General features: G+C 50.9%; 16 protein-coding genes and 2 other annotated features. Of the genes, 2 read left to right on the top strand and 14 right to left on the bottom strand.

Going from position 1 to position 23,431, the window contains the following annotated elements; translation table 11 throughout:
• Nucleotides 1–2: 2 nt before the first annotated feature.
• Together NSS83_RS25450 and NSS83_RS25445 are read right to left on the bottom strand one after the other, a co-directional pair.
• Nucleotides 3–6,821 (bottom strand): hypothetical protein, encoded by a 6,819-nt coding sequence (locus NSS83_RS25450; RefSeq protein WP_341346754.1) that lies wholly within the window; start codon nucleotides 6,819–6,821, stop codon nucleotides 3–5.
• A gap of 14 nt (nucleotides 6,822–6,835) precedes the next feature.
• Nucleotides 6,836–8,479 (bottom strand): clostripain-related cysteine peptidase, encoded by a 1,644-nt coding sequence (locus NSS83_RS25445; RefSeq protein WP_341187171.1) that lies wholly within the window; start codon nucleotides 8,477–8,479, stop codon nucleotides 6,836–6,838.
• 269 nt (nucleotides 8,480–8,748) lie between these two features.
• On the opposite strand from NSS83_RS25445, the gene NSS83_RS25440 reads away from it, so the two are divergent.
• Nucleotides 8,749–9,726, top strand: a complete 978-nt coding sequence (locus tag NSS83_RS25440) for a tRNA-dihydrouridine synthase (RefSeq protein WP_341187170.1) — start codon at nucleotides 8,749–8,751, stop codon at nucleotides 9,724–9,726.
• A gap of 121 nt (nucleotides 9,727–9,847) precedes the next feature.
• Here NSS83_RS25440 and groL read toward each other — a convergent pair whose 3' ends face one another.
• The 7 genes from groL to NSS83_RS25405 form a co-directional block, all read right to left on the bottom strand.
• Entirely contained in the window at nucleotides 9,848–11,482 is a 1,635-nt protein-coding gene (groL, locus tag NSS83_RS25435) for a chaperonin GroEL (RefSeq protein ID WP_340756507.1), read from the bottom strand.
• A 68-nt stretch (nucleotides 11,483–11,550) separates the two neighbouring features.
• A complete protein-coding gene (gene groES, locus NSS83_RS25430) occupies nucleotides 11,551–11,832 on the bottom strand; it encodes a co-chaperone GroES (protein WP_036723192.1) in 282 nt (93 codons plus the stop codon).
• Between the two features lie 306 nt (nucleotides 11,833–12,138).
• Nucleotides 12,139–12,903: a twin-arginine translocase subunit TatC gene (gene tatC, locus NSS83_RS25425; protein ID WP_341187169.1), complete on the bottom strand. Its 765-nt coding sequence runs from the start codon at nucleotides 12,901–12,903 to the stop codon at nucleotides 12,139–12,141.
• 141 nt (nucleotides 12,904–13,044) lie between these two features.
• A complete protein-coding gene (gene tatA, locus NSS83_RS25420) occupies nucleotides 13,045–13,287 on the bottom strand; it encodes a twin-arginine translocase TatA/TatE family subunit (protein ID WP_341187168.1) in 243 nt (80 codons plus the stop codon).
• 131 nt (nucleotides 13,288–13,418) lie between these two features.
• Nucleotides 13,419–13,904, bottom strand: a complete 486-nt coding sequence (locus tag NSS83_RS25415) for a MogA/MoaB family molybdenum cofactor biosynthesis protein (protein ID WP_036693720.1) — start codon at nucleotides 13,902–13,904, stop codon at nucleotides 13,419–13,421.
• A gap of 91 nt (nucleotides 13,905–13,995) precedes the next feature.
• Nucleotides 13,996–14,472, bottom strand: a complete 477-nt coding sequence (gene moaC / locus NSS83_RS25410; protein WP_341187167.1) for a cyclic pyranopterin monophosphate synthase MoaC — start codon at nucleotides 14,470–14,472, stop codon at nucleotides 13,996–13,998.
• On the bottom strand, nucleotides 14,463–15,128 hold the full coding sequence (locus NSS83_RS25405) for a 5-formyltetrahydrofolate cyclo-ligase (protein WP_341187166.1): 666 nt from the start codon (nucleotides 15,126–15,128) through the stop codon (nucleotides 14,463–14,465). Before NSS83_RS25405 ends, moaC begins: the two co-directional genes overlap by 10 nt.
• 216 nt (nucleotides 15,129–15,344) lie before the next feature.
• Here NSS83_RS25405 and NSS83_RS25400 point away from each other — a divergent pair, with 216 nt between their 5' ends.
• Complete coding sequence (locus NSS83_RS25400; RefSeq protein ID WP_341187165.1) at nucleotides 15,345–17,300, top strand: ABC-F family ATP-binding cassette domain-containing protein; 1,956 nt, start codon at nucleotides 15,345–15,347, stop codon at nucleotides 17,298–17,300.
• 834 nt (nucleotides 17,301–18,134) lie between these two features.
• Here NSS83_RS25400 and NSS83_RS25395 read toward each other — a convergent pair.
• The 5 genes from NSS83_RS25395 to tsaE all read right to left on the bottom strand — a co-directional run bounded on the left by NSS83_RS25395 (nucleotide 18,135) and on the right by tsaE (nucleotide 23,341).
• Complete coding sequence (locus NSS83_RS25395) at nucleotides 18,135–19,697, bottom strand: 2-isopropylmalate synthase (protein WP_341187164.1); 1,563 nt, start codon at nucleotides 19,695–19,697, stop codon at nucleotides 18,135–18,137.
• 75 nt (nucleotides 19,698–19,772) lie between these two features.
• Nucleotides 19,773–20,063: a binding site (T-box leader), on the bottom strand.
• Nucleotides 20,064–20,112: 49 nt separating this feature from the next.
• Nucleotides 20,113–20,455 (bottom strand) — a binding site (T-box leader).
• Nucleotides 20,456–20,509: 54 nt separating this feature from the next.
• The gene (gene tsaD / locus NSS83_RS25390) at nucleotides 20,510–21,559 is read right to left on the bottom strand and encodes a tRNA (adenosine(37)-N6)-threonylcarbamoyltransferase complex transferase subunit TsaD (protein ID WP_341346753.1); all 1,050 of its coding nucleotides are present in this window, start codon (nucleotides 21,557–21,559) and stop codon (nucleotides 20,510–20,512) included.
• Nucleotides 21,556–22,080: a ribosomal protein S18-alanine N-acetyltransferase gene (gene rimI, locus NSS83_RS25385; protein ID WP_341187162.1), complete on the bottom strand. Its 525-nt coding sequence runs from the start codon at nucleotides 22,078–22,080 to the stop codon at nucleotides 21,556–21,558. The genes tsaD and rimI overlap by 4 nt, the downstream gene beginning before the upstream one ends.
• Nucleotides 22,077–22,874, bottom strand: coding sequence for a tRNA (adenosine(37)-N6)-threonylcarbamoyltransferase complex dimerization subunit type 1 TsaB (gene tsaB, locus NSS83_RS25380; RefSeq protein WP_341187161.1), 798 nt, complete (start codon nucleotides 22,872–22,874; stop codon nucleotides 22,077–22,079). The genes rimI and tsaB overlap by 4 nt, the downstream gene beginning before the upstream one ends.
• Entirely contained in the window at nucleotides 22,871–23,341 is a 471-nt protein-coding gene (gene tsaE, locus NSS83_RS25375) for a tRNA (adenosine(37)-N6)-threonylcarbamoyltransferase complex ATPase subunit type 1 TsaE (protein ID WP_341188071.1), read from the bottom strand. Before tsaE ends, tsaB begins: the two co-directional genes overlap by 4 nt.
• Between the last annotated feature and the right edge of the window lie 90 nt (nucleotides 23,342–23,431).

The raw sequence follows: 23,431 nt of genomic DNA, 5'->3' as shown, positions 1-23,431 counted from the left end.
GCCTATTTCCCTCCTTGATTTGAGACATATACATGAATGTTGAAATAGTCGCGTTTATCCGTTTGGATATATACGGTGTACCAACCGCTTGTAACATTATCGAGGGTATACACTCCGCTTTTCTCCCGCAGGACCGTTCCTTTTGTTTTCATCTGACCTTGGGTTAAGACACCTTTTTCATAACGTGCATACGAGATCCCGGAGAAATTCTTCAAAGAAATTTCAACCTTGTTTCCAAGAACGGACGCAGCATTGGAGCTGTCTGGCATCACGCCGTTCACAAGAGCTATGGTGTCATAAAGACCCACAAGGCGAACGGTCCGGCGAAGGGTGGTTTGATTCCCGGCATCATCTCTTACCGTATAGTCGATATAGTACGGGTTCGAGCGGACAAATTCATTTGCCGAGATGTTGTCAGGGTTAAACACCCGCCCGCCGGCTCCATAGCTTATGGTGACCCGCTTCGTCAGGTCTACCTTCTTACCCGCAACCATATCCCATGCCTCGAAGTCTAGAAGCTTGGACTTGTCATAGGCAATGGAGGCATCTTTTTTAGGCGTCATGCCTTCGATGAAGATGAGCTCTTCCCCATTTTTAAGTTTTAACACAGGGGGTGTTTTGTCGATTAGACCAATGTCAACACCATACGAGGTATAGGTCCCTGTTCTTCCTTCAAGGTTAAAATTGTAAAGTCCATTGTCTCTATAATTCATTGACTTCTCTTGTTCCCAAGGATCGTTTCCGCCCACGAATTTAGCATCTTTATCCGTAATTACCGTGACCTTTACATTCTGGTTCGTTGCCGGGTTTTTGTCGGTGCCCACCACATATCCTTCTTCTTTTCCAGAGGTGTCCACACCAACAACAATCTTGTTTTGATGATCCTTTTCCACCCATTCGCCGCTTTGGTTCTGTTCGAGATATTTGTATGTCCAGCGGACTTCTTTAACCCTTGGGCCGCTCACTTCAATTCCTTCAACCGTTACCAGAATTTTTTGCGTGATGCCTGTTTGGTCCCTAATTTGAAAGACGTGCTCCCCGTTCGTTTTAACGTTGATCATTGCCTCTTTATAGGACAGAACATCGCCGGCTTCATCCTTCACTTCAGTCAGAAGTGCATGTTCATATCCCCGATAAGAAACGGTAAGATCAGTTAGTTTTCTAAGAATGTCCAGTGGAACGCCGTCACTGTCACGGATTTGGTCAAAGGTCACATTCACACTCAGCTTATCTTCAGCTAATGTGGCTGTGGCTTTGATTTGCGGCGGTGTGGACACAATATTGGATACGGTAATCACTTCCTGGCCTTCATTGCCATAGTCGTCAACAAAGAACATGGACACTGTACCATTTTTTCTAAAGCGGACAGCTTTAGTGCCGGGGATATGCACGATATCGTTGGCAGTTAGGCTTCCGGCAGGTTCTACACCAGTGACAGTAATCGTTTTGAACTCCTTGCTGAACTGTGTCAACTCCACATTCACGCTTTGTGCAGTAATGGTGGTGGGAGGCGTGCTGTACGTTTTTGCAATTGCAGTTGGCACTACTTTGTTAATGTTCGAGACAGTAATCGGAGTCGTCCAACGGTTTCCGGCATAGTCATAGGCGGTCACATTATAAATTCCTGAGCTGTCCAGTTCAACGACATATTCATTCTCAAGCGGCTCCCCTTTGAAGGGATAGACCACATCACCCTTCTTCACCTCTGCAAAGGCTATTTCACCTGAATCATCTGTTAAAGTGATCGTTGCAAAAATATTTTTGTTGGTCTTGGCCGTATTGGATAACACATAGGATGTTTGGCCAATCGTATTGTCGTAATGGTTATAGCTAACCGTATGAGAACCTGTGTTGCCCGAAAGATCCTTAAATTCAAATGTGAATTTGTTATTATCCTCCGTTAGCGTCCTTGAGAAGGCTGCGTTGTTGTTTGTCATCGAAAGCGTTTTTCCGCCTCCGGTAAACTTGAGCGTTGCCATAACCCTTCTATAGGCTTTGCCTTCCTGGATTGGAACCCAGTTCCCAAGATAGTTCTCATAGCTGTATTCAACGGTGTAGTGTGTGTCTTGCGTGATAGGCGTTTTATCAATGTTTAAAACTGTGACCGGCAGTACCGTTGCTGTTCCGGCTTTGTTTGTCACTTTAAAATATACCGTCGCATTCTGTTCAAAGGTTTCGGTATGCGAAACAACGGAGTCAATGGGGCTAAAGCTTATGCCGTCATACGAACGTTCAAGTTTTAGAATCCCGCTTTCCGGGTCATATACAGAAAGTGTTGCGGTAACATTTTGGTTGGTTGGCTCCGTGGTCGAATAGTTCACCTTTGCAGCTGGTGCCGTTTCGTCAACCGATGCAATGGCAACATATTCCGCTTCCATCCGGTCCGCTTCCATGCCTTCTGCCGTATAGGCCTCGAAATAAGCTGATTTTGTTGTTTTACCGTCTCTTAGCACTTCAAACACAAGCTTTGAATAAGCTGTTCTTCCTTCAACTTCTGTAAACGAAGGGTCAAGAACACTTAGCTCGGTATTTAGTTCTAGCCCGGATAACACTGCATGTTCAACAAAGAAATATTGTCCGGCATACTTTGGATTCGGAACTACAATATAATACAGCTTGTCGCCCTGGTTAAAGGATATGAACCCGCCGTTTTGAATCGTTTGACCATTTTTCTCTACATAGCCTGTAGTATCAAAACCTGTAACAAATTCAACCTCAGGTGTGAATTCCAGAACACTGTCTCTTCCAACCTCGTCCTGAATATAAAGGCTGATTTTATTATTGTTTTGGATAACAACCTCATAGTCCATTACATAGTTAGCGGAGGTTGTTAAAAGTCCTGTATACAGAAGGTTCGACCTGGCCATATCACCCACAACATCGCCCTCTACTGGTGCGTTTGGCATTACGGTTACTGGAACGTTAAAATAAACGCTGACCGTTGCGGTGGTTTTTGTAGTTCTAGGGTTTGCGCTGACACTTACAATGGCTGCCCCTGCGTCAACCAGGTCCAGTTTTGCGTCAAAGAACACTTTTTCAGTCACATTTCCTGCGGTGTCGGCGGCTTTGATCCCAATGGCATAGCTTCCGCTAAGCCCCTTCAAGTCAATGGTGTAGGTTTTTTGTTTGTTGCCTTCGCCATTAATGACGACCGGACTGCTCTGCATTTCCACGGATGGGCTTGATTGAAACAGCGCATAGTCCGCTTCGGTTAGAATAGGGTTTGCTGCCGGATCTTGAATAAGTGCGAAGGAGACGGTTGTGTCATGCTTGTCTGAGACATCAACTGTAACCACACCATCCTGTCTTGCTCCTTTGGTCACGGTGTCACTTGAAGCAAGCGCAGATGGAGCTGCCCGGTCAATGTTAGATACGGAAATAGGAACTAGAACACGATTGCCAAGCTCGTCAGACAAGATCAGATTTGTGGTTATATTTTCGCTTACCGTTACTGTGAATGCACCGTCTGTATAGGGAGAAACCGTGATTTTGTCAGCATCCTCGGGTGCAACGGTCAGTTTGCTAATCCCTGTACCCGCATCACTTGCGATTATTGTTGCTGTCACTGATGCGTTGGTTGGCTGTATGGTGCTATAGTCCGGCAATTCAAAGGTTGGTGCCTGGCTATCATACAGAATGGTGAGCGGTCTTGCTTCTGTTACAAACTCCGGTCTGTCGTCCGCAGGAGCATTGATAAGTCCAAACTGGAAATAGATAGTGTTGACACCTTCTTGAAGCGGAACCGGTGTGTCGAGTGTAAATGCATAATTACCGCCGGAATTGTTGCTCGCTGTGAACTCAGGAACTAAAACGCCGTTATCTGTTGGCAGGCCGTCCGTTGCTGCATAATATACCGGGTTCTGATATTTCGTTGCGCTGTCAGAAGTCCATGTTGCATGGGGCTCATTCAACACAGCATTGATACTATAGGTTCCATCCGTGGTTGTACCCATTCCGTTTACAATCTTTGCTCCCGCAAAGTTTAAGGTATCAATTACCGCAGGTTCTGACCTCATCCCAAAGTAGGGGGACACCTTTTTACTTTCTCTGCCATGCGGGTCTTTGGCCACAACCACAATGCTGTACGCACCTGATGGAAGTCCTGTCAGGGTCAAGGTTTGATTAACCTGGGCTATGTTGTCACTGCCAAGTGTCAGTGTCAGCGGATAGTTGGGCATATCTTCAATTCTCATCTCTGAATCCGGCTTGGATACATAGTAATATGCACTGGCAATTCCACTGCGGTCTGCCACTTTCACGTTAATTTGATGGGATGATTTGAAATGATCGTGCTGACTTCCTACGGTAAATTTAATCTCCGGGGGATAGGCGTCATACGTGTATTCTTGTGAAAATTCAGCAGTATTACCAGACTGTTTATTTTTCACACGATATTCAAGGATATATTTCCCGTCCATCAGCACTTTGGTTCCGCTAAGATTCGTTTTTTCAGCTGCACCAACATCATCGCTTGATTCGTACACTTTAAATTTTTGTGTAAAGCTGTTGTCATTGCCAGGATCAGAAATCCACCGGTAACTCGTTTCAAGGTTTGGATTGCTTACGTCAAAGCTAATGTCAAAATACGGCTTTGGCAGACTGGAATCCTCCGTATGGAGGGTGTCAGCAACATTTCCATTGAACATACTCACAGGCTTTTTATAGTATCTGGAGGCTTGCTCGTTTCTAGAATCGTTTCCAAGTGAGTCTACGGTGAAATAATAGAGCGTTCCCTCAAAGTTGTCCCCTTTTGGAATGGATAGAATGGCAGTTGTGCTATCACCTTCTGAGTCTACGAATGCCCATGCGCCTTGAGTTGAAGCAATTTCTGCGGAGGCAGGTTTAATCTGATGGATTGGCGTGTCAGGCGGTGCCGCAATCCCGTTCATAAAGGTATAATAAGTTCTTGACCAGCCGTTATTGCTTTGCTCAAGATCATTCATTTCAAAGCTATAGTCATTTCTTTTGCGGAGCTGTGCATCTTGCGGATGTACCGTCTCGGTTACGGTCACTCGCGGAGCCAGATTATCGATTAGGATATTCTCAATTTCTGCATATCCGGCCTCTCCGCCAAGCGGATTGTCGGCTTGATCCCATCCATACAGCCGAAGCTTGAATTCGCCTTCCGCCCGATCGATTGGACTTAGCTTTAGGCTAACGCCATTGATAACCTGCGTGTTTATAGGTGCGGTAACTCTTGCTCTGTTTCCTGTACCGTCAAAGTTTGTGATTCGGGTCATGGCCGGTTCATAGGAATCACCGGTTTTCTTGTACAGCTCATAATTAAAATAGTTTTGATTCGACTCGCTGTGGGCGACATTTCCTTCTGGATAGAGGGTTTCGCTGGCCACCATATAGAATTCATGCAGCTTTTTGATGTTGCCTTGAATGGAATCTGCCCCCGTCAGGTCATTTCCAGTTTGGTCAGTCACTCTTACCGTTGGGGTTTTGGTGTCCACTTTGTGAGTTGAGAAATAAAAGCTTTGTGATGACGGTGATTCTGGAGTGGGATTCTCCAAATAATAGGCCTGCGCCTGACCTTTTTTCGTTAGATGGGTAGAGACGTTGTCAAGCTGAAGCCTTACGCCCTCGCTTTCAACTACGCTAACATCAAGCGGGACTTGTCCAGTGAACTGAAGCTTGCCGTTTGGTTTGCCGTCATTGCCCTGCAGTTTGGTCATGGTAAGGCTGGTAAGCGGTGTTTCCGTACTGTTTCCAAGATATAACACAGGCGTGGCTTGGAGGTTGGTGATAAGCTCCGTTTTAATTTCTTGCGTCATAGTTTTTTTATGAATGGACACCGCTTCAACCGTGATATTAACATCTGTGAATTTACGGTTGAGATACAGATTGTCCTGGCTCGGTGAATAGGTAACCGTTTGAGTGATATCGGGGTTGCCGAGGTTATAAATGCTACGATAGAACGTATACGTTACATCTTTATAATAGTAGTCCGCTTGCCCTATCTTTGTTGTCAAATAGGTTTTAACCTCGGGATTTCCTGAACTTGTATGGGCAAAAGTTCCCCCGAGGCTCTCAGCATTGGTAGACTGGGCAAGCAGCGCCACTCTATAGGTCAGCGAAATCTCTGCTTTGTCCTTGGCAACCATCTGATCGTGAAGCTTCTTGCGGTCAATATTGAGCTCAAACGTTTTTGTTTTTGTCGGTTCCTGGAATGTTAACCAATCCCTGCCCACAGCGTCGTCCGAAACGCTATAGCTGACAACAGGAGCATCCTCATATTGCATAATGTCATAGTGGCCATATTGATCTCTGACATAGTTGTCCCACTCTGCACGTTCAGAGCCTGACGAATTCGCATCCAGATAGAACTCTCCTCCATGCTTATCAACGTCACCCATATCTGTGAATTTTCTTTTGGTTACATCCGAAATGTCACGATACAGTCTGTCCTGATTTTTTGTCCATGAGTATATTGGAATGGTCTTCGTCTGTGTTGGATTTATGTTTCCGCCAATTTGAGGAAGCCACAGAACCACCGACTCACCGTACCAGTCATCACTGCCCACCAGCCAAAAAACGAGCTCGTTCATTCTCCACGGTGGAGTATTTTGCAATTTAAATGTATGTTGTGTATCAGACCAAGCGGCAGCGCCGCCAAAATTTGCTGCTTGATCAGAGCTTGCTCCAGATTCATATGTACTTACGCCCATATAAATATTATCACCCGTTCCGCCGTCCTCGTTGCCTCCTGTTTTCACACCAAACACATAAGTGTACTCTGTTGCTACATTCGCATACACAGGTGCTACTGATAGTAAAAGCGAGAATACCAGCATCAAACTTATAATCTTCTTCATAAAATACCTCCTCGTTAGAAAATAGTTTCTATGTATTTTGAGCTAAGACCAATGGCTTGTAGCTCTTGTTTCATTTGATGTGTGAGTTCCATTTTTTTGTTAGGGACATATACCGCTACGCCGCCCCGATGGTTATAGCCTGCTGAATTTCTTACTTCGAAGGCAAGTGCTTGGGCGGCAGCAGTGACTTCTGAGGATTGGCCCATAATCTCTATAAGATCATATTGATCGAATATCCCGTCGTTCTTGCCTAATAGCTCTGAGCGGTTGGCAAGGTCTGTTAGGGAGAGATCAAATTCTGTATGTTCTATGGCCTTAACCAGGGATTCCGCCTGAGACAGCTTCATCATTGATAGGGTGGTTTGCATCTTAGCTTCCATCCCCGAATGAAGGGTAAAGGAATCTAAAATTAAGCGCCCTATCCTTTCAGTGCTGATCTGCGGGTTTCGCTCTAGCGCACCTATCCATGTGGTATAGTACAAGCCTGCTGCGGGCGTTGAATCTTCAGAAGCTATGAGATATTTGCCCTGATTTCTAAGTGCATAGGCAGTTTCAACGGTGCCCATAAGGCATGCATCAAAGACGATTAAGTCGAAATACATATCTGATGAATCGATTGCTTGGGAAAGCTCCGAGACCTTCATCGTTTTTCGTTCATTTAGCTCGTCTGCGCCAAATCCGCCCATTGTTCCATACCCATGGTCCCATAGAATCAGAATGTAACGATCATTTGGTGCAACGGTTTTGCCCCATACAAGAAAATCCTTTAGTGTTTTAGGGTCTGATGCGGCGGTTTGGATGTGGCTTTCGTGCTTTTGCAGTTGTCCAAGACTAACTTCAAAGCGTTCGGCTGCTCCATCGGTCATATATTTGTTGTGATAGTTGAGCGTTCCGCCTGTTTGCAGCAGGATTTTCGTATTTTGGTTGGGCTGACCCCGCAAAATTTCTTCCAGGTCATCGGTTAACCGGCCTTGCTGTGATTCAAGGTCAGAACCCACTGCATAGATTAAAATCGTCGTTCCATTCAACTTTTTATCCTGCTCCCAAAGTGACCTCGCCTCGTTTAAAGCTTGCGTGGTGAAAATATTTGCTGTACTAAGGGTTTGACCTAGCGTTGCAAGCTGGTCTTTGGGTCTTGTGTTTAGAACATAACTGCTTATTTTTGCAAGCGTTCCCCGGTTGAATCCGCGTTCTTGGGTAAGGTCTATTCCTAGAACTATTGAGGCGAAAGAAACCGCAGTTCCATAAGTGAAGTCGCCCTTTGTTTCTGAATATCTGAGCACCCTTAAAACCATTGAACAATACTGGTTAAGCGAGATGGGCCGGTTACCGCCAAAACGAAACTCATCTATTCCATTAACAACACCCTTGGTATAGGCATACGACACGTAGCGGCTTTCCCACCCTGTATCAGTAAATGGACTGTTGTAGGTGCTTTTCAGGACCTCCTTCTCCTTGCCCCACAGACGCAGCATCATTACAAGGGCTTCTGCCCTGGTAGGCACCCGCGACAGCTCATATCCATTCTCCGTTCCACTGAACAATCCCAAGTGGTTAAGCGCTTCTGCATAGCTGGAGCTTTGTGCCGCTGCTGATGATGGAGTTGTTGCAAGAAGAAAGACTAAAAAAATGATAAAACCTCTGATTTTTGTCATCATGTTCCGGCCCTTCAATTGATTAATCCTATTAAGCTACAATTCTACATGGCGGATTAACCCCTGTGTGAAAGTTAAAGAAATCTTTAAGTTCGCGCTTGCCGCTCCCTTCTGGCCAACAGCAAAAAGAGCCTGATCTCCAGGAGATCAGACTTTTAAGGATGCCTAATTGATTCACATCCCCTAACAAAATGTGTTAGTCTATGTAGGATGGGTAAAAGACTTAGCTATAGATTATATCGTTTTTATATGTTGCAACAGGAGAAGATAATATGAGTAACGAACCAAACTTTTGGCTGGATTTACCGAAACCGTTTTTTATATTAGCTCCAATGGAAGACGTCACAGATATTGTATTTCGTCACGTCATTAGTGAAGCTGCAAAACCTGACGTATTTTTCACAGAATTCACAAGTGCAGAAAATTATTGTCATCCTGTTGGAAAAGAAAATGTAGGTGGCCGGTTAATGTTCACAGCGGATGAGCAACCGATTGTCGCTCATATTTGGGGCAATAAACCTGCACTTTTTGAACAGATGAGTATTGATATGAAAAAACTTGGTTTTCGTGGTATCGATATAAACATGGGATGCCCGGCACAAAACGCCGCAGCCAGTGGAAAAGGGGCTGGATTAATACGCCATCCTGAAGTTGCAGCAGAAATTATTCAAGCAGCAAAAGCAGGTGGATTGCCGGTTAGTGTTAAAACAAGATTAGGTTACTCTAAAATTGATGAGTGGCGCGATTGGTTAGGACATATATTGAAACAAGATATTGCGAATCTTTCCATTCACCTTCGTACCAAAAAAGAGAAGAGTAAAGTAGCTGCACACTGGGAACTAATTCCTGAAATAAAAAAATTGCGCGATGAAATTGCCCCAAATACGTTGTTAACCATTAATGGAGATATTCCGGACCGCGCAACAGGATTAAAAATAGTTGAACAATACGGCGTTGATGGTATCATGATTGGCCGCGGCATTTTCACTAATCCATTTGCTTTTGAGAAAGACTCTAAAGAACATAGCGCGAAGGATTTTCTCAATTTACTTCTTTTACAGTTGGATCTTCATGATAAATATTCAACAGAAACCTTGCCACGTTCATTTAAACCACTTCTTCGCTATTTCAAAATCTATGTTCGTGGATTTAGAGGCGCAGACGAACTGCGAGACCAATTAATGGAAACCACTTCAACAGACGAAGTGCGTCGTTTAGTAAAACCTCTTCTAGATCAAGAATTAGATTGAAGAAAAAGAGACTTCCCACAAGTTCAATGAACTCATAGGAAGTCTCTTATTTTTGCATCATGTGGTCAAACGGGGTTTCCTTCTCAGAAAACCCTTGATGCATAAGGGTTTGTAACCCTTATTACATCATGCCGCCCATACCGCCCATGCCGCCCATATCCGGCATTCCGCCGCCAGCACTAGGTGGTTCTGGCTTGTCAGCGATAACGGCTTCGGTAGTCAGGAACATAGCAGCTACGGAAGCTGCGTTCTGCAGCGCGTAACGGGTTACCTTGGCAGGGTCAACGATCCCTGCTTCGAACATGTTTACCCACTCATCGGTAGCAGCGTTGTAGCCGATGCCGATGGCTTCTTTTTTCAGGCGGTCCACGATAACGGAACCTTCCTGGCCTGCGTTAGCAGCGATCGTACGAACAGGCTCTTCCAGTGCGCGCAGCACGAGGTTAACGCCAGTTCTTTCGTCGCCTTCAGCTACAACAGCAGCTACAGCAGCATATACGTTCACAAGAGCTGTACCCCCACCGGATACGATACCTTCTTCAACCGCAGCGCGGGTTGCGTTCAGGGCATCTTCGATGCGGAGCTTACGCTCTTTCAGTTCAGTTTCAGTCGCAGCACCGACTTTGACAACGGCTACGCCGCCAGCCAATTTAGCCAGACGCTCCTGCAGTTTTTCTTTGTCGAACTCGGAAGTCGTTTCTTCCAGCTGGGAACGGATTTGGCTAACGCGTGCATTGATGTCCGCCTTGTCGCCGCTTCCGTCTACGATTGTAGTGTTTTCTTTGGTTACGCGCACTTGACGGGCATTACCCAGTTGCTCAATGGAAGTGCTCTTGAGATCAAGACCCAGCTTCTCAGTGATCACTTGGCCGCCTGTCAGAGCAGCGATATCCTGCAGCATCGCTTCACGGCGGTCGCCGAATCCAGGAGCCTTAACAGCCACAGCGTTGAAGGTTCCGCGCAGTTTGTTCACGATCAGCATCGCCTGAGCTTCGCCTTCGATATCTTCAGCGATAATTACCAGCGGACGTGCCTGTTGAACGATCTTCTCCAAGAGCGGAAGAATTTCTTGAGTGCTGCTGATTTTCTTGTCTGTGATCAGGATGTACGGGTTCTCCAGAACGGCTTCCATCTTGTCCGTATCCGTGATCATGTACGGGGAAATGTATCCACGGTCGAACTGCATACCTTCAACCACTTCAAGCTCAGTCAGGAATCCGCGGGATTCTTCAACGGTGATAACGCCGTCCTTGCCCACTTTTTCCATAGCTTCAGCAATCAGTTGGCCCACTTCTTCGTCAGCAGCGGAGATTGCAGCTACTTGTGCGATCGCTTGGGAATCCACAATCGGCTTAGCGATATTCTGCAGTTCAGCGACAGCAGCCTTAACTGCTTTGTCGATCCCTTTACGCATAACCATCGGGTTAGCGCCTGCAGTTACGTTCTTCAGACCTTCGCGGATCATAGCCTGAGCCAGAACCGTTGCAGTTGTAGTACCGTCACCTGCTACATCATTAGTCTTGGTAGCTACTTCTTTAACGAGCTGTGCGCCCATGTTCTCGAAGGCATCTTCGAGTTCGATTTCTTTGGCGATGGTTACACCATCGTTAGTGATCAGCGGGCTGCCGAATTTCTTCTCCAGCACCACGTTGCGGCCTTTTGGACCCAGTGTAACCTTTACTGCATTTGCCAAAGCGTCAACCCCGCGCAGCATTGCACGGCGAGCATCTTCACTGAACTTAATTTCTTTAGCCATTGTATAGTTAACCTCCTAATATAATTTGTGAATGTATTCTGAATCTGAATTATGAGAGACGTTCAAGACTAGTCAAGAATAGCGTGGATGTCGCTTTCTTTCATAATCAGATATTCTTTGCCTTCGTATTTGATTTCAGTTCCGGCATATTTCGAGAAAAGCACACGGTCGCCCTCTTTCACTTCCAGCGCTACACGGACTCCGTCTTTCAAAGCCCCGCTGCCTACAGCGATAATAGTACCTTCTTGCGGCTTCTCTTTGGAAGAGTCCGGAAGCACGATCCCGAAAGAAGTGGTTTCCTGTTGCTCGCTTGGTTCTACCAATACGCGTTCACCTAGTGGTTTAATCATGAAAAAATAGCCTCCTTTGAAATTATGTGTTTTGCCTTGAAAACATAGATTGAACTGCGGGGATCTGCACCATCAGCATCCCTGAAGGGGTATTGCTGCGGCCAATCCCGGTTTTCTCGCAGCGTTAGCACTCAACCCTCTGTAGTGCTAACAACAATTTTTATGATACTCAACTTGAAGGCGGATTTCAAGTCCTTTTACGTAAAATCGTATTTGTTTTTTTGCAAAATTATGGTTTCAGTGCTTGTCCGGCACACACTTTCCTACATTCTATCCATCAAGGGGCAGTTTATGCCCCCCATCCATTCATTCTGCCTTCACATACCGCGCCTCCCGCTTGGCGTCCTCGGCCAATTGCCTGCGGTAGACGAACGCGGACAGAAACACACTGAATTCATACAGCACCAGCAGCGGAATTGTCACCAGAAAGTCCGAGATGAAATCAGGCGGCGTAATGACCACAGCAATAAACACAAGCGCGAAATAGGCATAACGGCGCATCTTGCGCAGACGCAGCGGATTCAGCACCCTAAGCTTGGTCAGGAACATGACAATCAGCGGCAGCTCGAAGAGCAGGGCCAGCGGAATCACCAGACTGAACAGGAAGTTGAAGTATTCAGCGATGCCGTAGGTCTCTTCAAGCCCCATATTCCGCGTAATCGAAATGGTGAAGGACAAGGCCATAGGGAATACTATGTAATAGGCAAAAGCAATGCCGGCAATAAACAACACAAACACATAAGGCACATATCGCAGGGCAGCACTCCGCTCCACAGGACGCAGACCGGGGCTGATGAATGCCCATAGCTGGAAGGCAATGAACGGTACGGAGAAGACCAGCGAGACCGCCATGGCGATCTTCATATACATCCCGATCCCGTCCCAGAAGGAGAACGCATGCAGTACAAAGCCTTGCGCAGCGTCGGCGCTGATCAGGTACAGATAGATTGGTTTGGCGACGAATAAGCCCAGCACAAGTCCGGCCACAAATACAATCAGCACGTAGATAAGACGTCTGCGCAGCTCCGTCAGATGATCGACGAGGGACATTTCTTCCGCTTCCAGAGACATGACTGACACCACCCGGATAGATATATTAGCAATGGATAATTTATCGTGTGCAACATTTAAATGCTTATATTTCAAAAAAAGGGCGCCGTCCCAGTCTATTAGCAGACCTGGGAAAGACGCCCCTGCGTGGGAACCTTACAATTATTCCGGCAGACGGCGGTCCTGCGGAAGTTCTGCTGCTACCGTCTGCGAGGCCGCAGGAGCAGGTGTCTCGCTCCGCTTGGCCGGTTCCGGCTCGTTCACAATCTCCCGTGCACCATCCTTGAATTCACGGAAGGTACGCCCGACTGCCCGCCCCAATTCAGGAAGCTTATTGGGACCAAAGAGCAGAAGCGCCAAGATAACCAACAAGATAATTCCGGGTGTGCCAATACCACCTAACATTCCGGTTTCCTCCCATCCTTCTGTCCGTTCATGACAATAGTTAACGATAAAATAATAATACCATAACTTATATCACACATCCATCGTCTATCCTGAACGATTTAGACAAAAGCGGGTGGAACCGGGGCTTATTACTGGCGGTATTGCCCTGTAACCATTAACAGAGCTTCCGGCAGCTGATCCATAATTGCTGCCAGATTCTCATGTACCCCCTTCGGGGTACCAGGCAGATTGACAATCAGGGTTCTTCCGCGGATCCCGCAGATTCCCCGGAACAGCATTGCTGCGCGGTTCTTCTGCATGACCGTACTGCGCATCGCCTCGGAGAGTCCGGGCACTTCGCGTTCAATAACCCGCCGCGTCGCCTCCGGCGTAACATCGCGGATCGCCAGATCGGTTCCGCCGGTAGTAAGCACCAGATCCGCCTGGAAATAATCCGTGAGCTCAATCAGTGCAGCAATAATCTCATCCTGCTCGTCAGGCACGATCCGGTATTCAATGATCTCGCCGCCCAGCTCCTCTTCCACCAGCTCCCGAATCACCTGGGCGCTCGTGTCTTCCCGTTCGCCCCTGGCCCCTTTATCACTGGCCGTCAGGATTGCTGTTTTCCACGCCATAGGTTGTCCCTCCCTCTCTATGTACTATGTATGTCCGGCTGCTGAAGCAGCTGCCGCTGCGCCTTCGGCTGTATCATTCCCTGCTGCTGCTCTATTCTGCTTCCAGCGCGTAATCCCCATTCTTACCGCCGCTCTTGGACACCAGCATCGTAGGTCCGATAATCATGTCCTTCTGCAGCGCCTTGCACATATCATATACGGTCAGCGCCGCCGCCGATACGGCAGTGAGCGCCTCCATCTCCACCCCGGTCTTGCCGGTAGTGCTGACGGTTGCTTCTATATATAGTTCATCTTTGTTGTTATCCATGAAGCGGATATCCACTCCGGTAAGCGGCAGCGGGTGGCACATCGGAATCCAGCCCGAGGTCTGCTTCGCCGCCATGATTCCTGCAACCTGAGCTACCGCAAGCACATCGCCCTTGCGGATCGTTCCCGCCTTAATGGCGCTCAGCGTCTCCGGGGCCATATGTACCTGGCTTCTGGCTGCCGCTGTCCGCTTGGTAACTTCCTTGTCGCTCACATCCACCATGCGGGCTCTGCCCTGCTCGTTGAAATGAGTTAATTCCATGTAGCCCTCTCCTTCCGGCAATCCCAGATGCCGTTCTCCGTAATCAGCAGATCCATTAAGGCATCATGCTCTTCAAGCGGTACTTCGGGTACCAGCTGGAGGCCGTAGGCCAGACCAATCCATATGGGCTTGGCAGCCGTGCCGGGGGCTACCGCCTCCAAGGCGGTGTGCAGGCGGTCATAATATCCGCGTCCGTAGCCGAGGCGCCCGCCCCGCCGGTCAAAGGCCAGTCCGGGCACGAAGATGACCTCCGGCCAGCTGGTTCCCCGTCCTGCTGCTTGCATGATGGGTCCGGCAAGTGCAGCACTCCCCGCCGCCGGCTCCATGATCCCGTAGGTTCCAGGGACAAGCTCATCCCAGGAGCTTACCTGGTGTAGGCTTAAATCCCCGCTCTCCCGGTTGACGCGGGGAAGCAGCACCTCGTGCTCTTCAGCCCACGCCGCCGCAAGAAGCGGACGGCAGTCCAGCTCGGAGCGAAACGGCGCATACGCAAGCAGTGAAGCTGCGCCTTCCTGCGCGAACCAGCTCCAGGCATGGGCGCATACCCGGGCGGATAACAGCTCCCGCTGCTCCATGGGCAAGGCATCGCGGAGCGCGGCATTCCCGGTGCGAAGCTCACGTTTCCGCCCGGCAAGCTGCATGCTGCTGTCCTGCATAGGCAGCCTCCTCCTTCACTTGTTCCTAGCTTATCATAGTTTGTAAGCTCAGTTTACCACTCTTCTCACTGGTTCGCCAAGGTTGATTCATTCCCCTTGTTAGGAGAATGGACCTCGCACGTCCAACCTTTTTCATGTAAACTGGAGAATAAGATTGGACAATCGCCTGGGCGCAAGCCGCCAAGGCCAATTTGCAAGGGCGGAGGTTTCATCAGAATGCTTCTTCAAGCGACAGGAATTACGAAATCATACGGTATACAAAGCGTGCTGGACGGCATTAATCTCATGGTGAACGAGAGGGAGAGAGTCGGGCTGGTTGGCGTCAACGGAGCAGGCAAATCGACCTTTCTGCAGATTCTTGCGGGTGAGATGTCTTATGACAGCGGACAAATTCATAAGTCTAAAGAGACTACGATTGGCTACCTGGCCCAGAATAGCGGCCTGCAGTCGGATAACACCATACAGGAAGAGATGCTCGCGGTATTTGCGCCGCTGCTGGAGGCGGAAGCCGAGCTGCGGCAGCTTGAGGCGGATATCGCCGATCCCGCACTTGCCGAAGATCCGAAGCGTTATGAGGATCTGCTGGAGCGTTATGCCAGACGCTCCGACTGGTTCAAGGATCACGGCGGCTATGAGATCAATACACGCATCCGCAGCGTGCTGCACGGGATGGGCTTCGGGGAGTTCGCACCGGATACTCCAATCTCAACGTTAAGCGGAGGCCAAAAGACGCGTCTGGCACTGGCCCGTATCCTGCTTCAAGCACCCGATCTGCTCATGCTCGATGAGCCGACTAACCATTTGGACATCGAGACGCTCACCTGGCTGGAGGATTATCTGCGCGGCTACGCCGGAGGCATTCTGGTCGTATCCCATGACCGGTATTTCCTCGACCGCCTGGTGACGACCATCGTAGAGATCGAGCGGCACCAATCGCGCAGATACACAGGCAACTACAGCCGTTATATGGAGCTGAAGGCTGCGGAATACGAGATCCGTATGAAGCAGTACGAGAAGCAGCAGGACGAAATTTCGCGGATGGAGGATTTCGTGCAGCGCAACATTGTCCGGGCCTCGACCACCAAGCGGGCACAGAGCCGCCGTAAGGCGCTCGACAAGATGGAGCGCATCGACAAGCCGCTGGGCGACCTGAAGAAGGCCAGCTTCTCCTTCGAGCCCGACTTCATGTCCGGCAAGGAGGTGCTCCAGGTCCGGGAGGTGGCAGTCTCCTTCAGTCCGGAGGCTGCACCGCTCTTCCGCAATGCCTCCTTCGAGCTGCGGCGCGGCGAGACAGCGGCGCTGATCGGGCCGAACGGGATCGGGAAGTCCACACTGCTGCAATGTATGACCGGCACCCGCGAGCCTTCCCGCGGAACCGTGAACTGGGGAACCAAGGTGAAGATCGCCTACTATGATCAGGAGCAGACCCGGCTGAATCCGCGCAATACTGTGCTGGAGGAGCTGTGGAGCGAATATCCGATGCTGGAGGAGGCCAGAATCCGCACGATTCTCGGCAACTTCCTGTTCAGCGGCGAGGATGTACTTAAGAAGGTCGCTGCGCTGAGCGGCGGTGAGAAGGCCCGCGTCGCCCTGTCCAAGCTGATGCTGCGCGGAGCCAATATGCTGATTCTCGATGAGCCTACCAACCATCTGGATCTCGTCAGCCGCGAGGTGCTCGAATCGGCCCTGATCGATTTTGAAGGCACCCTGCTGTTCATTTCCCATGACCGTTATTTCCTCAACAAGATGGCTGAACGGGTACTTGAACTGCACCCGGACGGAATTGATCAGTACTTGGGCAATTATGACGACTATATTGAGAAAAAGCTCGAGCTCAAGGCAATTGCCGAAGAGGAAGCCGAGCTTGCCGCCGCCAAGTCCTCCCGCAATGCCGACAGCGAAGCGATAGCGGCGGAAAGAGGCAGCTCCCTCTCCTATGAAGCGGAGAAACAGGCCAAACGCGAGGAGCGGAACCGCCAGCGCCGCATCTCTGAACTGGAGGAGAATATCGCGAAGCTGGAGGAAGCCATCTCGGGGATTGAGCATGAAATGACTAAACCTGAGGTGTATCAGGATTATATGGCGCTTCAGGAGCATGAAAGTGAGCTGAAGGACAAAAAACGCGAGCTGGGAGATTTATTTAGCGAATGGGAGAAACTGGCTGAGGAATAATGTAAAAGCGGTTCAAAAAAAATTTTAACAGTTTCCAATTTGTTCAAATGTAGTTATCCACAGCCCCATCCACAGTTTCCGTGCATAACTATCACCTAAAATTAGCCCTTCGGGGCTTTTTTCATGCGTAAAATGGCTACTTTGCTTGTCAAGGACTTTTTATCCACCGAATTATCCACATTATCCACAATTCTCACAATTTTGTTTCAGAGCATAACCTCCTGTTTATAGCGCTCGCAAAAAAGGCGTTATTGCTGATTTTACACGGTTTTTACACAACTCGTGCGGAATATGTGGATAACGTTGTCCACAGGTTGACAAATGCCGCATGAGGCAAAAATTCTGCTGGATAAAGCTCAAATTTCAGAGACAGGACAGCGGCGGAATGACCTGTTTCGGCAAGGTACGAGCCAGGTGCGGTGCTATTCTGTTCATTAAATGGATTTTCTCCACTTGCTAAAGCAAGATTGTTCCCTACAGCAACAGCAGTTGGAGAAACTACATTTAATAGATCACAGTTGCGGCCCATGTGGCACAATTAGCACCATTAAATGCTGTTTTTCCACTTGCTTCGTTATATATCTCAGAAACCGGGAAATTAAGCTACGTTTCTCCAACTGTACTCTCTTTGCACGATTACTTTGACGGGTAACCCTCTCCTTACTCCTCCCGTTATATCCGCTTTACGCTCTCCCCTCCAATGCCCCTGTCCCGCCGGCTTCAAAAAAACGCATCTGCCAAGTCCGTAAAATCGGGCTTGGCAAGATGCGTTAGGGTAAAGGCACTCTACCTGCTCCTGGTGCTGGTGCTCCTGATGCTTTGGACAACCCCGCTCTAGCTGTTCACCGCCGCGCCGGGAGCGGGCACCTCTGATTCCGACAGCAGCGCCGCATTGCAGGCGGCGATATAGGCAATGCCTGCGGCCATCACGATATCGTGATGGATGGCCGTGCCCCGGAACTTGGTGTCCTTCCACTCCACCATGACGGCAGCCTCGGCCTGGGCATTCCCGCCGCTGCCGAGGGAATGCAGCTCCAGCCCGTCGAAGCGGATATCCTCGGCAATCCCTTGCCCTATAGCGGCAATGATTGCTTCCAGCGGACCGTCTCCGGTGCTGGTCTGGGTCGTCTCTGCGCCGCTCTGCAGATGGCGCACCGTCACTGCGGCCACGCGGCGCGGCGCGCTGCCGGCCAGGACCTGGACCTCGCCGAGCGCATAGACCTGCGCCTGCTGTCCGGTGGTGCTGCTGACCATCCGCAGCAGCTCATCGTCGCTGACGGCCTTCTGGCGGTCAGCCGTCTCCTTGAAGGATTCGTAGAGCGCGTCCAGCTCCGCCGAATCCAGGGCGATGCCGTACTTCGCGGCGCGGTCCTTCAGTGCATGCCGGCCGGAATGCTTGCCGAGAATAATCATGCTGCGCGGGATGCCCAGCCGCTCCGGGTCCATAATCTCGTAGGTGCTGCGGTCCTTCAGCAGACCGTCCTGATGGATGCCGGATTCATGCTGGAAGGCATTGCGCCCGACCACCGGCTTGTTGAAGGCAATCGGGAAATGCATCGCCCCGCTGATCATCCGCGAGGTGTCATACAGCTTATCCAGCACGATTCCAGTCTCGGCGCCAATAGAGTCTCCGCGTGTCTCCAGCGCCATGACCAGCTCCTCCAGCGCACAGTTGCCGGTCCGCTCGCCCACACCGTTGACCGTGACCTCAATTTGTGTGGCGCCGCCTTCAATGGCCGCCAGGCTGTTCGCTACGGCGAGGCCCAGATCGTTATGGCAGTGGGCGCTGTAGATGACCTTGTCTCCGCCCCTGGCCCCAAGCCGCACACGCCGGAACATCTCTCCGTATTCCTGCGGCAGCGCATAACCCACCGTGTCCGGCAGATTGATAATCGAAGCGCCCTCTTCAATCACCGCCTCGACCATCTCGATCAGATCGTCGATACCCGTCCGCGCAGCGTCCATTGCAGTGAACTCTACCACATCGCAGAACTGGCGGGCATAAGCCGTCATCTCTCTGGCAACCGCTACTACCTCAGGGCGGCTCATGCGCAGCTGATGGCGCAGGTGGATGTCGGAGGAGGAGATGAACAGATGAATCCGCCGCCGCGCGGCATCCCGGGTGGCCCGTACAGCAGCATCGATATCCCCCTTGACTGCACGTGCGAAGCCGCAGATCTCTACGCCCTGAATCTTGCGGGAGATCGTCTCCACCGCAGCGAAATCCCCCGGGCTGGATACAGGGAACCCCGGCTCCATGACATCCACTCCCAGGTCCGCCAGCTTGCCGGCCAGAATAATCTTTTGCTCAGGGGTAAGACTGGCTCCCGGGGCCTGCTCGCCATCGCGCAGCGTCGTATCAAAAATCTGAATTCGTTTCTTTACCGGAATGATCATCGTAATTCCTCCTCAAATTAGGTTTATCTAATGGAGAGCTGCCTCCTAAAAAGCACAAAGACCCCCCGTCTCTTATAAAGAGACGGGGGGTCAGCCCTCCGCGGTACCACTCTTTTTGACGCATAGGCTTCCTGATGTACAGAAGTCCCGGCTGCGTCCAGCTTAGTATCAGATCTCACAGCCCCGATAACGGAAGCTCTAAAGATCTGAAGGGTCCGTAACGGGGACATCCGTAGCAGCGTACCTGTAGCTCTTTCCGCCGCTCCGCTCACGGGCGAGATTCGCCGGCCTCTGGTGTCTGCGTCGCACCTCCCCGCAGCTCTCTGTTCACCTTAGCCGTCTACTGCTCCCGATCCTAGCGTGTCATTCCTATAAACTTCTCACAAAATGTGCACAAAAAAGCCTGCCGTCTCATTCAAGAGACGACAGGCTGCTCACTGTCGCGGTACCACTCTTGTTGATATCCGAACCCGCTAGCCTTCCAGCTGTTCTGCGATACCCACTCCATGTCTGCAAGGTTCCCGGCATGTTCCCATTCCGCCAAGCCCTGACTGACCACCCTCTCACGGAGGTTAACCGTAACGGTGTACCTAAGGTCGCCGGATTACATCCTGTACCGGCTAGCGCTCCTGTTCAAAGAGCTCCCTGCTTCCACCGCTCCGCTCCCGGACGAGTTCAGGTCTCCATCGACTGCGTCGCACCTTCCCGCAGCTCTCTTATCCCGGAGTGACCTTACTGCTTCCGATCATTGCGTTTGTTCAAATATAAAGTAATTGAATTGAACTGATTATACCCGGCGGCTTCTGCAAAAGTCAATAGGCAGATACCGACCATTTCTCCAGCGAATACCCGGGATCGGCGACCATATCCAGCTGAATCCCGCCTTCATGTCTCCATTTCACATAAGCTGCGGCACCGATCATCGCCGCATTATCCGTACAATACACGGGAGGAGGGATAATCAGCTCAATCCCCTCTGTCCCGCAGCGCCGGATCAGGGCTTCGCGCAGCCCCTTGTTTGCCGCTACCCCTCCGCAGAGCAGAAGCTGCTCCGCGTGGTATTCACGGACGGCACGGATCGCCTTCTCAATCAACACTTCAACTACAGATTCCTGGAAGCCGCGCGCAATGGCCGCGACATCCGGCACAAGCCCCTTCATCTTGCTCTGATTCACCGCATTCAGCACCGCAGACTTCAGCCCGCTGAAGCTGAAGTCATACGAACCCGGCTCCAGCCACACACGCGGCAGAGCGAAGGCTTCTTCCGCTTCATGCGCAAGCTTGTCCACATGCGGCCCTCCCGGATAAGGGAAGCCCAGGGCACGGGCTACTTTGTCATACGCCTCTCCGACGGCATCGTCACGGGTACGCCCGATAATCCGGAAGCTTCCTTCCCGCTCCATATGCACCAGCTCCGTATGTCCCCCTGACACCACCAGCGTCATGTTAGGATACTTCAATTCCTTGACCAGCCGGTTGGCATAGATATGACCGGCAATATGATGCGTGCCGATGAGCGGCTTGCCCCAGGCCAGCGCGAGGCTTTTGGCAGCCACGACTCCTACCAGCAGCGCCCCCACCAGTCCCGGACCCTGCGTTACTGCCACTGCCGTCAGCTCCTGCGGACGTACGCCAGCTACGCTTAAGGCTTCTTCAATGACCAGCGTTATCACCTCGACATGCTTGCGGGAGGCCACCTCAGGCACCACTCCCCCGAATGCCCGGTGGGTCTCAATCTGGCTGGAAATAATATTGGACAACACCTCACAGCCATCCTTCACTACAGCTACAGAGGTCTCGTCACAGCTGGTTTCAATCGCCAGAATCAATACAGGCTCCCTTGCGCCCGTGTCTGTCTTCATTTCAAGTCCACGCTTCCTTCCGTTACAGCTTGCTCCCCGTACTCCGGCAGATCGGCCCACATGATGAGCGCATCCTCGCGGTTGTCCGAATAATAGCCCTTGCGGGTACCGGCAGGCTTGAAGCCTTTTTTGCGGTATAAATTCTGGGCCACCTCATTGGAGACCCGTACTTCAAGCGTGATCGACTGCATGCCGAGATAAGCCGCCGTTTTCATCAGCTCGTCCAGCAGCCGCTCGCCCCATTTACGCCCCCGGTAGGCCTCCAGCAGTGCAATATTGGTGACATGCGCCTCATCGACAATCGCCCACATTCCAGCGTAGCCGATTAATTTCCCTTCCAGCTCCATCACCATATATTTGGCAAAATGATTGTGGGTCAGCTCGTTGCGGAAGGCTTCCTCTGTCCAAGGCATGGTGAAGGCCTCCCGTTCAATCACAAGAATCGCAGGCACATCCTCCAGCCGCATCAGGCGAAAAACAAGCTCAGCCCCCTGAGCTGGTCTACGTTCCGGTTCGATCATCGTGTATTCAGGCTCCCTTCGCTGCTGCGGCGCAGATTCGCCTCCGCCTCCGACAGCTGCGTATAATTGGGAATCAGCGTATGCAGATCTCCGCTCTCTTCATAAAGGCCCGCTTCCGCCAGTAAGCCGGTCCAGCGTCCTTCCAGCTCATAAGGCAACGCCTGGACATTGGCAGCTTCCATCAGCGGAGCCAGCATATCCGCACTTCCGTGCAGCGCCGTCTCGCCTACGAACCACAGGGTCTCCGGCAGATTGCCTTCAGCTGCGGCTTCCTTCAGCTGTACCGCCAGCTCCTGCACCCAGTCGGCCATCAGCCGGATAGCATCCGGTGCCAGCCGCCGGGGCGGCTTGTCCCCGTCCGCCGCGAATACAGCGGTGTACGCCTGTCCCCGCCGGGCATCGATCAGCGGAATGATCCAGTCTGTTCCTGCCGCGCCAAGCGCAGAAGCCGCATGGTATCCGCCCCAGGCCAGCGCATGCAGGCTGGATACGCCGGTAACCGGAACGTTCCAGGCCCAGGCCAGCGTCTTCGCTGCGGTCACAGCGATCCGTGTTCCGGTATAGGAGCCCGGGCCGATCCCGACCGAGATTCCGCCGATTGTATCAGCCGTCGTCGCAGACGCCTGAAGCGCCTGCTCAATAATAGGCAGCAGATGAACCGAATGGTTCCGCTCCCCGGAAGCATTAATCTCATGCAGCAGCTCCCCGCCGCAAGTCACGGCCACTCCCAGAACTGCCGTAGATGTATCCAGCGCCAAAAACCGCTTACGCGGCTCATTATTCGAGTTCGTCATGTTTCTTTACCCCACTTCTGGATCAGCATCCGGCACACTTCGCCGTAAGGCTCTCCGATTCCGGTCACCGTAATCTCCCGTTCATCCGGGCCGGCGGTCTTCAGCTCTATATGGAGATGCCGCGGCGGCATCAGATCAGTGATGATTCGGCTCCATTCCACCAGACTCACGCCCTGACCATAGAAATACTCTTCCAGCCCCAGCTCGTCCGCTTCCTGCAGCGATATCCGGTATACATCCATATGATACAGCGGCAGACGTCCTTCATACTCTTTGATAATGGTAAAAGTAGGGCTATTCACAATACCTTCCACACCCAAATGGCGCGCATAGCACTGCGAGAACGCCGTTTTGCCCGCACCCAGATCCCCGTCAAGTCCGATAACCATCCCCGCCGATGACGCGGCAGCGATGGCGGCGGCAAGTGCCTCCGTATCCTGAAGGCTGAATGAACGGTAGGTAAACACCGTTTGTGTATTATTATCCAAAGCTGCAACTACCACCTTTTTGAAGTCCCTTAACGGTTAACAATATCCTTAATTATATCGGTATGCTAC

Origin of the sequence: Paenibacillus sp. FSL H3-0469, from assembly GCF_038051945.1 — a bacterium.
GTDB lineage: Bacteria > Bacillota > Bacilli > Paenibacillales > Paenibacillaceae > Paenibacillus_AQ.
The sequence above is the reverse complement of the archived record's forward strand: the minus strand, read 5'-3'. Positions and strand labels throughout refer to the sequence as shown.